At 45.5% G+C, this 11,739-nt stretch carries 13 protein-coding genes; 7 read left to right on the top strand and 6 right to left on the bottom strand.

Going from position 1 to position 11,739, the window contains the following annotated elements:
- Together AB4558_RS19985 and ppiC are read right to left on the bottom strand one after the other, a co-directional pair.
- Complete coding sequence (locus AB4558_RS19985) at positions 1 to 1,407, bottom strand: alpha-amylase family glycosyl hydrolase (RefSeq protein ID WP_017062749.1); 1,407 nt, start codon at positions 1,405 to 1,407, stop codon at positions 1 to 3.
- Between the two features lie 283 nt (positions 1,408 to 1,690).
- Entirely contained in the window at positions 1,691 to 1,972 is a 282-nt protein-coding gene (gene ppiC / locus AB4558_RS19980; protein ID WP_258185064.1) for a peptidylprolyl isomerase PpiC, read from the bottom strand.
- 281 nt (positions 1,973 to 2,253) lie between these two features.
- On the opposite strand from ppiC, the gene AB4558_RS19975 reads away from it, so the two are divergent.
- Positions 2,254 to 3,168, top strand: coding sequence for a chemotaxis protein (locus tag AB4558_RS19975; protein ID WP_017062751.1), 915 nt, complete (start codon positions 2,254 to 2,256; stop codon positions 3,166 to 3,168).
- Positions 3,169 to 3,262: 94 nt separating this feature from the next.
- On the opposite strand, the gene AB4558_RS19970 is transcribed toward AB4558_RS19975, so the two are convergent.
- The 4 genes from AB4558_RS19970 to hutW form a co-directional block, all read right to left on the bottom strand.
- Complete coding sequence (locus AB4558_RS19970; protein WP_048610703.1) at positions 3,263 to 3,823, bottom strand: ATP--cob(I)alamin adenosyltransferase; 561 nt, start codon at positions 3,821 to 3,823, stop codon at positions 3,263 to 3,265.
- Positions 3,824 to 3,936: 113 nt separating this feature from the next.
- A complete protein-coding gene (hutZ, locus tag AB4558_RS19965; RefSeq protein WP_004731858.1) occupies positions 3,937 to 4,467 on the bottom strand; it encodes a heme utilization protein HutZ in 531 nt (176 codons plus the stop codon).
- A 155-nt stretch (positions 4,468 to 4,622) separates the two neighbouring features.
- On the bottom strand, positions 4,623 to 5,144 hold the full coding sequence (hutX, locus tag AB4558_RS19960) for a heme utilization cystosolic carrier protein HutX (protein ID WP_016784265.1): 522 nt from the start codon (positions 5,142 to 5,144) through the stop codon (positions 4,623 to 4,625).
- Positions 5,145 to 5,192: 48 nt separating this feature from the next.
- On the bottom strand, positions 5,193 to 6,602 hold the full coding sequence (gene hutW, locus AB4558_RS19955; RefSeq protein ID WP_017062753.1) for a heme anaerobic degradation radical SAM methyltransferase ChuW/HutW: 1,410 nt from the start codon (positions 6,600 to 6,602) through the stop codon (positions 5,193 to 5,195).
- A gap of 161 nt (positions 6,603 to 6,763) precedes the next feature.
- Here hutW and AB4558_RS19950 point away from each other — a divergent pair, with 161 nt between their 5' ends.
- The 6 genes from AB4558_RS19950 to AB4558_RS19925 all read left to right on the top strand — a co-directional run bounded on the left by AB4558_RS19950 (position 6,764) and on the right by AB4558_RS19925 (position 11,645).
- Positions 6,764 to 7,555, top strand: coding sequence for an energy transducer TonB (locus tag AB4558_RS19950; protein ID WP_372159041.1), 792 nt, complete (start codon positions 6,764 to 6,766; stop codon positions 7,553 to 7,555).
- A gap of 2 nt (positions 7,556 to 7,557) precedes the next feature.
- Positions 7,558 to 8,259, top strand: coding sequence for a MotA/TolQ/ExbB proton channel family protein (locus AB4558_RS19945; protein ID WP_017064315.1), 702 nt, complete (start codon positions 7,558 to 7,560; stop codon positions 8,257 to 8,259).
- Entirely contained in the window at positions 8,256 to 8,669 is a 414-nt protein-coding gene (locus AB4558_RS19940) for a biopolymer transporter ExbD (RefSeq protein ID WP_017064314.1), read from the top strand. Before AB4558_RS19945 ends, AB4558_RS19940 begins: the two co-directional genes overlap by 4 nt.
- A 165-nt stretch (positions 8,670 to 8,834) precedes the next feature.
- Positions 8,835 to 9,722, top strand: a complete 888-nt coding sequence (locus AB4558_RS19935) for a hemin ABC transporter substrate-binding protein (RefSeq protein WP_372159040.1) — start codon at positions 8,835 to 8,837, stop codon at positions 9,720 to 9,722.
- 103 nt (positions 9,723 to 9,825) lie between these two features.
- Entirely contained in the window at positions 9,826 to 10,863 is a 1,038-nt protein-coding gene (locus AB4558_RS19930; RefSeq protein WP_372159039.1) for a FecCD family ABC transporter permease, read from the top strand.
- Positions 10,863 to 11,645 carry a heme ABC transporter ATP-binding protein gene (locus AB4558_RS19925; RefSeq protein WP_050620596.1) on the top strand — a complete coding sequence of 261 codons (783 nt, stop codon included), beginning with the start codon at positions 10,863 to 10,865 and terminating at the stop codon, positions 11,643 to 11,645. Before AB4558_RS19930 ends, AB4558_RS19925 begins: the two co-directional genes overlap by 1 nt.
- The last annotated feature ends 94 nt before the right edge of the window (positions 11,646 to 11,739 follow it).

The raw sequence follows: 11,739 nt of genomic DNA, 5'->3' as shown, positions 1-11,739 counted from the left end.
TTAACTCGTGACAGGCTTCAATTCATTCGTCGTTAACATCATACATTGGTTCGATTCCACCTTGATGGTTAAATCCTTACCAACACATTCAAACACATCATCCGACAGTAAATCGGTTACCGCACCAGTCCAATTTAATGAGGCTGTTTTGCTTCGCTTCGACTTGTTGATCACCACAATGCCTTTATCGCCACGGACAAACACCAACAAATCATCATTCGCTTCAACCACACGCATCGCTTCGCCATGAACATGGTTATGGAATTGAATCATGCTTTTCATGTAAGGCGCTTGCCAGTCGTTAAGCCAACGAGGCTGACCGCTCTTGTCCAGAATACCGCTGGTGCTCAGTTCACTGTAAACAAGCGGCACACCGCCGTCTCGACCAAGAATGAAAGCATGAGCCAATCGCTCATCCACTTCATCCATCACATGCTCCAAAAACACCTCGTTATTGGGAATATCATGAGTGACCGCAAACGTGATCGCTCGCATATTCGACAGAGCCTGACCAAAACAGTATGGGTTAATCAAAGACTTAAAGCTGCCCTGCTCTTCAAATGCTTTGAAGATGGTGTTGAACAACGGGAAATCGTAAGCGCCTAAGCGAGTGTGTTTAAGATAAGGCTCAAGGAACAGCTCATACTCTTCTTCTGTCGCGCCGCCATCGGTAATGATCTCACCGAAGATGTGCATTTCTTCGCAGATGTCATCCGTCCACACCTTGCGTAGGTGTGCCAGTGTCATATGCTTTGCCGCATCAATGCGAAATCCTTTCACACCAATCTCTTTCAGTGCTTTTAGGTAGGCTCTTTGTTGTGCCACCACATTATCGTTATCGAGTAGCGTTGGCAGGCCAGGATCGCTGGCGCCACCGGTAATACGCCCGTTTTGCACTTCCCACGTGTCTTTCCAGTTCTTGATACCAAACGCTTCCACGAAGTCGTTCTCATCAAAAAGAGGCTCAGAAAGGTCACCAAACAAACGTATGGATTCATAATAGTCAGCATCTTTTTGATAAGACGCCATGTCTTGCTGATTGGGATACGTTAGATCACCGCGGATGCCCGATTCGTTGGCCATGTGGTTAAACACCACATCCACATAAGTACGAAGCCCATGTCGCTTTAACGTGTCGACCATCGCTTTAAAATCTTGTGTGTCACCCAACTGATTATCGATCACACGATAGTCTTGGGGCTGATAGCGTTGCCACCATTGAGTACCAGAATTTCGATCGCAACCTTTAGGGCCGCGCAGCGATTTCATCGCCGGTGATACTAAAACAGATTTATAACCCAACTCTTGGATCAGTGGGGCGTTCTTCATTACGTCAGCGTAGCACCAGTCAAAGGCATGCAATATGACATCTGTCGCTGGTTTGCTTAACATAGCTGAACTCTCCATGTTGTTCTCCTACCAAACTCGTTTACAGCTTTTTAGAAAAGGCAAAGGCTAAAAGGCAAAGCTGCAATAAATTTCCTCAAGAATGGCATTTATTATATGAGTTACTCATTAAAAACCCTCCTCCTCCTACCAATTACTCACGGTGGATGGTTGAGGGCGTAGCACCAATTATCGCATAACGTCTGGGATGAACACTCAACCGTAGTGCTTTAAAACGCGCACAAAAGTCACAAAAAAGGAGCGTATATACGCTCCTTTTATTCAATCTAACACATATTTATAACTAAGTTCTGTAAAGAACCTTCACGACGTGCCAGCCAAATTTTGTTTTCACAAGGTGTGGTACAAGCGTCTCGCCAGAGAAACAAACCTTATCAAACTGAGGCACCATTTGACCTTTTTTGAACTCACCTAGGTCGCCGCCCTTTTTACCAGATGGACAGGTTGAATGTTTCTTCGCTAGCGTTTGAAATTTAGCGCCCTTTTTAAGCTGCGTCATGATGTCTTCTGCTAGTTCTTTATGCTTCACCAAAATATGAAGCGCTGCTGCTGTTCTTGCCATGATAATTCTCAGTTTGTTGCTGCCAGTTTACTTACGACGATTACTTAGAACATCGCGAATGAACTGACTGTTGTAAATCTGTTTGCCGCTAACGGCTTATCGACATAAATTCATCGACAGCCAGCGTTTAGCGTGATTTTAACCCAAGAACCGCTATTCTTCACTCTATAACCGAAAACAACTGCCTTAAAGGCCATTAAAAACCGCATCGCGACTTGCTGCGGCTTCCATTTCCCTTTAAATTAATCCTTATAAATTAAGCGCGTATTAAGTAGGAGCCACTTATGGCCAAACCGATCAGTAAAGCGAGTCAGTCACAGGGAATGTTGATGTTCAAGTTGTCCCTCACTCAAAGTTTTGCGATTGGCACGCTTAAGGTCAGAGAAATCGTCCCTTTTCAGCCGATGACTCAGATCCCCTACTCCCATCATCACGTGATTGGTACAGTGACTATCCGCGACCTTACAGTTCCTGTGATTGATATGTCCGCTGCGATTGGCTTCCGTCCGATAACACCCGCTGAATACCAAGATTGTGTACTCATCGTTACTGACTGTTTGAGAACAGTTGTGGCGTTCTTGGTTCGTTCAATTGATAAAATCATTGAATGCGACTGGAAGAGCATTGAATCTCCACCCACCAGTGTGGGTCGCAATGTGTTTGTAACGGGTATTACACGTTTTGAAGACCGTATTGTGCAAATGCTCGATGTGGAACTGCTGCTTTCTAAGATCTACCCAGCTTATGAGAATGCTCATATCCCGATGCTGACCGATGTAGAAAGGGAACGCCTCAAAGCATTGAACATCTTATTAGTGGATGACTCTTTGATTGCACGTAAACAGTTATCTGATGCCTTAGACAGCATCAACATCCCTTACAGCATATGTAACAACGGCTTAGATGCCATCGACCTAATGCGACGCCAAGCCAGCGCTGGCAATGCCATTGATCTTCTGGTGAGTGATATCGAGATGCCGGGATTAGATGGTTATGAGCTTGCATTTGAAGTGCAAAACGACAGCGCTTTAAGTCACGCTTACTGTATTTTGCATACCTCACTGTCCAGTGAGATCTGTGTCGACCGTGCTAATCAGGTGGGGGCGCATGAAGCGCTTGAGAAGTTCAACGCGGGTGAATTAATCGAAGCTATGCTACGCGGCGCAAAAGTCTTAAACGGCGCCTCTACGGCTGCTTAGGCTCTGTTATAGAAGCTAAACCTGGCATAGTGCTCAATGGTTTAGCTTCTTAGTCTCTTCTTTCTTCAAATCTTAATAAGAATAGAGCTAACCGTTAGTCTTTGTTTTCTGGCATAGACTTTTTCGGCATAGAGTAGCTCTTACTCACAAATTCCACTTCCTCGACTTCATTCACATGATTGGTAAAAGAGGCCAATGCATAGAGAGTGTTCGCGACTAGGTTGGCGTATTTAAAAAGAATCGGGTCTGGCGACTTTTTGCTTTCATGATGTTCAATACTCACCAAAGCTCGCACAACTTTCTTAGCCTGACAACGACACAAGTGAAGTTCACTAGACACTCGGTGTCCACCGGGTAAGACAAAGCCTTTAAACCCCCCTTCTAACTGCTCACGGATACGATGATAATCTTGCTTGAGCTCGACCAATTCAGACTCGGTGATGGCAAGCTTACCGCGCACAGAGCCATTCAAATGGTAGATGTTTGGCTGCAAGCGTTGCAGGATCTCACGAACCTGAGGCTCTAGCTCTAAAGACAACACCAATCCAACTCGGCAACAAAGTTCATCCGACAAAATCTCAAAATCACAGATAGGACTGTCTTCATAAATAAACGGGTAACAGAACTCGTCCCAATCTCGACTTACTGGTTTCACGTACCGATCCTTACATATAAATAGTCATCAAACGCCAATATACCAAACTCTTTGATTTAGACATAAAAAAGCCCTCACATTGGAGGGCTCCTAAAGAAATCGGTTAAACGAGATTACTCGTTAGATACTTTTTTGTGGCCTTCTTGTAGGTGAACGAAGTCCACCAGATCGTCGCCTGACACTTGGTATGCTTGACCAAAGCCTTTAACGAACAGGCCGTTCTCAGCTTTAAGGTTAAACAGAGAGAAGTCTTGAAGTTGGCTCAAACCATCAATGATTTCACCAAAACGCTCTTGCATCTGGCCAATCACTTGAGTCCAAAGTTCCGTTTCACGCTCCACAACACTTGCTTGAGCATCAAACGTTAAACGCTTACGTGCGTAAAGCTGCTTCGAGCTCTCTTCGTCTTCAATCATCATCAAAGATACCTGAGGGTTCGCTTTCAAGTTACGAGCATGACGAGCAATATCAGAAATTAGAACAAAGTAACCTTCTTGGTTCTGAACGAAAGGTGCGTAACTTACGTTCGGGCGACCTTCTTCATCAACCGTTGCAAGTTGAAGGGTACGGCGCTCTTGGCGAAACTCTTTAATTTCTGGACCTAGGCGACCTTGTAGACGTTCTTGTTTTACTTGCTGTTCCATGGGTAATTCCTTTCTTCACTTTCTCTGATTTATTATTTTTGCCCAAGGTTGAGCGATCATTAGCGAACTAAACGATCCTCGAGCATTGATGTCTTGTTTAAGCCAGTTGGCAACCCTATGTAAGATTGCTGCTGATTATTTACTGTAAATTGAACTTAAGCTTGTTCTTTTAGCGCTTTGAAGCGTTCTACTTGGTCGGCAATAAGCTCACGCTTTTCGTTGCGGCCTAGGTAAATCTTAAAAATGTTCTCACCGGTTTCACTGAAGAAGCCGAAGTAATGACTTTCACGACCCATGAACGCCTTGCTCACCAAACCGATATGTTTAACGTTATCAAGTTTAAGGTGACCATGAAGCTCGCCCTCTTTGCCCATTAGGTTGTAGTAACCACGCGCTACCTTACCTTTCGGGAATGGCGCTTTAACTTCAAAGATAGAACCAAATGAATGCACGATAGTGGTCACAGGGCCCCAACCCACTAAACCTTCTAGAATCTCTTGAGCACGGCTGCCATCTAGCATTACCGCCATGTCGTTTGGAAAAGCAGCAACCACTTCAACCTCTGAAACACCTAGCTTCTCAGCAATTGCTGTTGGCAGTAGTTTTGGCTCTTCTTCTAAAATTAGAGCTACGCGTTGTTCTAGAGTTTCTGTCATTTCTAATGTTGTATCTGTCATTGAATATGTTCCGTATAAACGAGTAAGTTATAAACTAAAAATTCGATATTAAGCGTGCTTCAAACTTGCATGCGGGTGTACGCCCGAACCTGACGCTTTAGGCGCTGGGTGCATAGCTTGGTATTCAGCGTTAAGCACTTGAATCACACTCTGCGCTAGGCTTACCGCCCAAAAGCTGCCAGCAATAGTCAGGCTCAGATAATCTTCCGAAAGCTCAACTAAACCGTTCTTTTCCCAATGCGCGAACAAAGGCTTGAGGTAGTCGAACGTATCTTGCCCCATAAATCTCGGTAGCGTACTTCTTCTAACAACACCAGAATCGAAACCTGCCTTTAATGTTGAGAAGATAGGCTCTAATGAGCTTTGCTTAGTCATCATGGCAATAGGTAATTGACCTTGCTTTATAGACTCCATGTAGCTGTCTAAAGTTCGATGCTGCATCACACCATGACCGCCGATGTTGCCACCAGCGCCACAACCAATGGGTAGAACTTCGGCATAAGTTTTCGCTAAGCTGTTGTAAATGCTGCGTTCGCGGTTATCACGAGTCCAGTGGTTTACGCTCAGTTGCTTGACCTTATTTTTTGCCATGAACTCCACACCCGCCAAATACATGCTCGCCTTATCTGGCGTATTCGCAGGCGGTGGGATTTTTCCTTTCTCAACAAGATTAAGCATAGGTGCATTGCCCGCAACAATCAGTTGGTAGAGGTCAATGCCGTGCGCGCCAGTAGACATGTAGTCTTCTAAATCTTGTTGGAACACTTCCATAGATTGGTGTGGTAATCCGTATAACAGATCAAGAACGATTGGCGCTTGCTCGGTGCGGCTTAGTGAACTGATACGTTCTAGCACAACCTCTCGGTCATCTAGGCGCTTAGCACTACGTCGAACCTGAGTATTGAAACTTTGAATACCGAACGAGAAACGATTGAAGCCACCTTCAAGCGCACGATCAAACATCTCGTCACCAAATCGATTGATGCGCCCTTCCAATGTCATCTCAACATCGTTTGCTAGTGGGAAATATTGACGAATCGCTTTACCCAGCTGCTCAACTTGTTGAGACGACAAATCGGTGGGAGTTCCGCCACCAATATAGACGGCGTGAAATAGTCCAGACTGAGCCCAAGGTGTTTTGGCTTTCTGCTTTAGCTCGACCATCAGTGCATCGAAATACTCATCCACTAATTTACGGCTTGCGGCATTTTGGAAGAAATTGCAGAACGTACAACGCACACGACAGAAAGGAATGTGGATATACAAGCAACGCGTATCCTGTTTTTTCCCTTCACTCAGCATCAGTTCGTCAAAGAGTTCTAACTTCTTACTGGGGTCGACCGGAATTGAACTTCCTCCGGCGTGTGCAGAATGCTTTTTCGCAAACGCAAAACGAAGCGGATCAGGGCTAGAAACGCCCAAGATTGATTCGTCAAATTTATAAATATTAAGACTCATATAATCTCTCTAAACACTTACATAGCAAAGTCTGGAAGACTATTCGCTAAAAACTGAGAGAATCATAAATACACGCAAATGATAATGCAATTGATAATTGATCTTATTTAGATTCTAAGCAATAATCCGATACAGAATTTTGATTTGGTAAAGGATTGATTGTGAACGTTCCTAGATATGTTATTGCAGGCGGTGCATCGTTAGTGATTCATGCCGCGTTGTTGTTTGTCGCTCAAGAATCCAAAGTATTTGCGATGCCTGCAGGTAGCCAATCGAACACGGTATCGATCAACTTCACTCCTAAGAGCGTTCCTTCACAAGCTCAACAAAAAACAATCACAGAGCCAGTTAAACCTGAGCCAATAAAAGAAACCGTCTCACAAGCCGAACCAAAAACGGTTGAGCCAAAGCAAACTAAGCCAACCCCAAAGAAAAAAGCGATCACCAATAAACCTCAACCAAAGAAAGTTGAGAAAAAAGTGATTGAAAAGAAGGTTGTCGAGAAAAAGCCTGTTCAAAAGAAACCAGTGACTGAGAAAAAGGTGGTGAAGAAAGAACGCCCAGAGCCAGCCACTCAACCAGAGAAACTGGCCGACAAGAAAGTCGATAAGAATATGGACGAATCTGCCAACCAGTCTCAGGAAGTAAACCAAGGCGTATCAAACCAAGAGCCGGTTTTAGTCACTAAGCCTTCGTTCTCTGCGCGTCCTACCCCACCGAATTACCCTCGCCAAGCAAGACGTCGTGGCGTTGAAGGTGTCGCGACTTATGAGATCTGGCTAGACGCTGAAGGCAAACAAATTAAACAAGCATTAGTAAATTCATCAGGCGCGCTAATGCTCGATAACGCCGCATTAGATGCCATTAAACAATGGAAATTCTCACCTCACACTGTCAATGGTCGAGCGATTACTCACCGAGTACAAATACCTGTTCGTTTTAGGTTGGATTAATCATGCAACAAATCAGTTACTTACAAGATCAACTTGGCTTAATGACTTGGCCTCTTCTTATCTGCTCAGCATTAACAGCAATGATCATCGCTGAACGTGTCTTCCAAGTCATGCTCAGCATTGGTGTGGGCAAACGTGCTATTCGTCGTGAGCTTAACCAAATTTCACCAACCAACAGTAAAGAGATTGAAGCGCTTGCTCAGTCGATTTCAGGTAAACGCCCGCTACTGTACAAGGGCGTGTCAATGTTGCTTGCTCACCACTCTTTCTCAAAAGGGTTACGTGAAGATGCCGCTGGGATCTGGCTACAAGAAAAACGCCACCAGCTTCATGCAGGTTTAAGACTGCTTGGTTTGATCGGCGTGATCAGCCCACTCATCGGCTTGCTTGGTACGGTACTTGGTCTTATTGAGATGTTTAAAGGCGTTGCCGCGACAACAGGCAGCATCACGCCTAATGATTTGGCAGACGGTCTTGGATTAGCAATGCGAACCACAGCAGCAGGTTTGATGATTGCGCTTCCTGCTATTTCTGGTGCTCAGCTACTAGGGCTATGGGCCGATCGAGTGCTGGCTCAATTGGAGCATACATTGAACTATGTGAATGTGTGGCTAGAAGGCATGTCGATTCAAACCAATCAGTCTGATGATACTCAAGGTAAGCCTATCAACAAAACCTCTATCGGTGATGTGAGTCAAGCATGATTAAAACGCCCCACTCATCTCACACACAGAGCCTAGCGCCAGACTTAACACCGCTGCTCGACATCATTTTTATCGTGATGGTTTTTCTACTGCTTACGGCATCGGTAAAGCTGGAATCGCTAGAAGTTGAGCTACCAAGCTCGGATGTTAAAAACGTTTCTGAAGTCCACAAAGACTCGATTAGCGTCAACATCCTAGACCATGCCCCCTACTGGGCGATTAACGGCCAAGAGTATATCAACTGGGAAAACTTCAAGATTGCCTTGTTAGAAGAGACAGGCTCAACGGATAAAAAACCGATCATCATTGGCGCGGATAAAGCCGCCAATGTTGAAAACCTAGTGAAGTTGCTTTCATTCCTTCAAGAGAACGGAATACCAGCGACTCAACTGCTCACGGACGATGGCTAGAACAACACTCAATTTTTATGAGGCCTAGCGTTTATAAAATTTGGCTCCTGATAGCTAAGACCAAATAGACAGAACTAAGCCTCTCTATCGATTCGAACTCACAATGCGAACGGACTGCTCACTGAGTATCTTCGCGATACAAAAAGAAAATATAAAGAACTTATTATGAACAACTTAAACGTGCTCAATAAATTAAAGACCAAGACACATCTCCTTTCAGTTGCCGCTATGAGCCTGGCACTTAGCACACCCGCAATGGCAAACGACGCTGAACAACCTCGAATCATCAGTGCCGGTAGTGCCGTTACTGAATTGGTTTTGGCATTAGGTGCCGAAGAGCAGTTAGTCGCGATTGATGTGACCAGCCACTTCCCTCAAGGAGAAAACCTGCCAAAGATTGGTTATCACCGAAACCTGTCTGCTGAAGGTCTACTCGCCCTAGAGCCAACCACATTGATTGGCTCGGATGAAATGGGACCAGACAACGCTATCTCTCAATTAAAATCGGCAGGCGTCGATGTAGAGATTGTTAACACTGAAGCAAACGTGGAAGGGCTATTAAAGCGTATCGACCAAATCGCAAAGATCACCCATACCGAAGACCACTCGCAGCAAGTGAAAACCGATGTGAATCAAAAGATCGCAGCACTGAAAGCGAACCAAGTACCAAGCAACGAAGCGAAGAAAGTTCTATTCCTGTTGCTGCATGAAGGTCGCCCTGCCAACGTTGCTGGCGGTGAAACATCACCAAACGCAATCATCGAGTTAGCTGGCGGTATCAACCCTGCCGCTCAGAGCTTAACGTCTTACAAGCCACTGTCGATGGAATCACTGGTAGAAATGCAGCCAGATGTGATTTTAGTCAGTGGTCGTAGCTACCAAAAAATGGGCGGTGCTGATGCCATCCTGAAATCGCTACCTATGTTAGCGGCAACGCCTGCAGGTATGAACAAGCAAATCATTACCGTAAATGGCAGTGCTTTGGTTGGCGGGCTTGGCCTAGAAAGCCTCTCTGAAGCAAAGCGTCTAAACGCACTTATCTACCCGCTATAACTCAACCACCCTATTTCTGCTATCGCTAATTCGCTTCCCTCACCAACTGACTCACGCTGTTGTTGAAGGAGGTCGAAGTTAGCGATAGATATTGAGGCCCTTTATGTTGTTACGCTCCGTCCCACTGAAAACGTCGATGTTAGCTCTAGGTGCAACCCTAGCTTTTGTCGCGCTGTACTCGATCACTGTTGGGCCAATGAACATTAGCTTAGCTGACAGCGCAGCGAGCTTAATTAAACCAAACAATGACTTAGCACCTCACATCAACTTAGTGATTCAAGAGATCCGCTTACCTAGAACCATCTTGTGCATGCTGATTGGTGCGATCCTCGCCTTGTGTGGTGCAGTGATGCAGGGTTTGTTTCGAAACCCACTTGCAGAACCTGGCATCATAGGTGTGTCTGCGGGCGCAGCATTAGGTGCTGCACTGGCTATCGTTTTGTTCTCTGAGCTATCGCTTCGATACCCTGCTTTCATGAACTTTGCTGCGGTTCCTGTGTTCGCTTTTCTTGGCGGCGCTTTAACCACGCTGCTGGTGTATAAGCTGGGTACAGGTAAATTCGGCACCTCTGTCACCATCATGTTGTTGGCGGGTGTGGCGATCAGTGCGCTCTCTGGCGCTGGTATTGGCTTCTTGAATTTCATTGCTGATGACCAAATGCTGCGCGATCTTTCATTGTGGTCGATGGGTTCATTGGCGGGCGCTAAGTGGTCAGGGATTTTGCTGGCAGCTGTCACGCTCGTTGGCTTGTTTGTTGTTTTCTACCGACAAGCAATGTCATTGAATGCTTTGCTACTAGGCGAGTCAGAAGCACAACACCTTGGCATCCCAGTACAAAAGCTGAAACGAAAGCTGATTCTACTGACGGCTGCGGGCGTTGGTATCACAGTTAGCCTGTCTGGCATGATTGGTTTTATTGGATTGGTTATCCCACATTTAGGTCGCATGTTGGCAGGCCCTGACCACCGAGTTCTGTTGCCACTATCAGCGGTACTAGGCGCACTGCTGCTAACCGCCGCAGACATGTTCTCACGTGTGGTACTTGCTCCGGCTGAACTTCCTGTTGGTATTGTCACTGCGATTATCGGCGCCCCATTCTTCTTATATCTACTATTTCAACAGAAAGGGAGAATCCTTTAATGTTTCCTTCAGCTTTAAAAGCGACCGATATCGAAGTGAAGTTCGGCAGTAAAGTGATATTAGATGGCGTTTCTATTGAGATTGAAGCGGGAAAGGTAACCACACTGCTTGGGCCAAATGGCGCAGGTAAAAGCACGCTGCTTAAAGCTTTATGCCAAGAGATATCAAGCAACGGCGATATTCAATACTTTGGACACAGCAAAGACAAGTGGCCTTCTCACAAGTTAGCGAAGCACCTTGCTATGCTTCCTCAACACAGCACCTTGACCTTCCCATTCTTGGCACATGAAGTTGTCGAGCTTGGTGGGATTCCTCTGCAAGAATCCAACAAAAAACTAACTAGCATTGCTAGCCAAAAAATGGATGTTGCTGATGTGACTCACCTGAGTGAAAGGCTTTACCCTTCACTATCAGGCGGTGAAAAGCAGCGAGTGCACTTGGCTCGAGTATTAACTCAGCTTCACCACTCTGGTGACCAATGTATTTTGATGCTTGATGAACCAACCTCTGCACTGGATCTTGCCCACCAGCACAACACCTTAAAGATTGCGAGAGAATTAGCCGATAACCACAATGCCGCGGTTATCGTGGTTTTGCATGATCTCAACTTAGCCGCGCAGTATTCCGATCGATTGGTGGTATTGAAAGATGGCAATTTGGTGTGTGATGGCAAGCCTTGGGATGCACTGAAACCTTCGATGATAGAAGATGTGTATGGTTACAAAAGTATCGTAGAAAAACACCCAACCATGAGCTTCCCTCAGGTTCACCCCGCACAATAAGTCCGATTAAGGAGCGACTCGTTTTGAGTATTCGTTCTTGATAACAATGACGTAATCCTAAGCCTCGATTTGTTCGGGGCTTTTTATTGGTTCA

Source organism: Vibrio sp. 10N.222.51.C5, from assembly GCF_041474575.1.
In the GTDB taxonomy this organism is placed as follows: domain Bacteria; phylum Pseudomonadota; class Gammaproteobacteria; order Enterobacterales; family Vibrionaceae; genus Vibrio; species Vibrio crassostreae_C.
The sequence above is the reverse complement of the archived record's forward strand: the minus strand, read 5'-3'. Positions and strand labels throughout refer to the sequence as shown.

What these genes read in the sequence shown, in the direction of transcription:
- AB4558_RS19985 (WP_017062749.1), bottom strand. Translation starts at nt 1,407, where the DNA reads ATGGAGAGTTCAGCTATGTTAAGCAAACCAGCGACAGATGTCATATTG.
- AB4558_RS19975 (WP_017062751.1), top strand. Translation starts at nt 2,254, where the DNA reads ATGGCCAAACCGATCAGTAAAGCGAGTCAGTCACAGGGAATGTTGATG.
- hutZ (WP_004731858.1), bottom strand. Translation starts at nt 4,467, where the DNA reads ATGGAACAGCAAGTAAAACAAGAACGTCTACAAGGTCGCCTAGGTCCA.
- hutX (WP_016784265.1), bottom strand. Translation starts at nt 5,144, where the DNA reads ATGACAGATACAACATTAGAAATGACAGAAACTCTAGAACAACGCGTA.
- hutW (WP_017062753.1), bottom strand. Translation starts at nt 6,602, where the DNA reads ATGAGTCTTAATATTTATAAATTTGACGAATCAATCTTGGGCGTTTCT.
- AB4558_RS19945 (WP_017064315.1), top strand. Translation starts at nt 7,558, where the DNA reads ATGCAACAAATCAGTTACTTACAAGATCAACTTGGCTTAATGACTTGG.
- AB4558_RS19940 (WP_017064314.1), top strand. Translation starts at nt 8,256, where the DNA reads ATGATTAAAACGCCCCACTCATCTCACACACAGAGCCTAGCGCCAGAC.
- AB4558_RS19935 (WP_372159040.1), top strand. Translation starts at nt 8,835, where the DNA reads ATGAACAACTTAAACGTGCTCAATAAATTAAAGACCAAGACACATCTC.
- AB4558_RS19930 (WP_372159039.1), top strand. Translation starts at nt 9,826, where the DNA reads ATGTTGTTACGCTCCGTCCCACTGAAAACGTCGATGTTAGCTCTAGGT.
- AB4558_RS19925 (WP_050620596.1), top strand. Translation starts at nt 10,863, where the DNA reads ATGTTTCCTTCAGCTTTAAAAGCGACCGATATCGAAGTGAAGTTCGGC.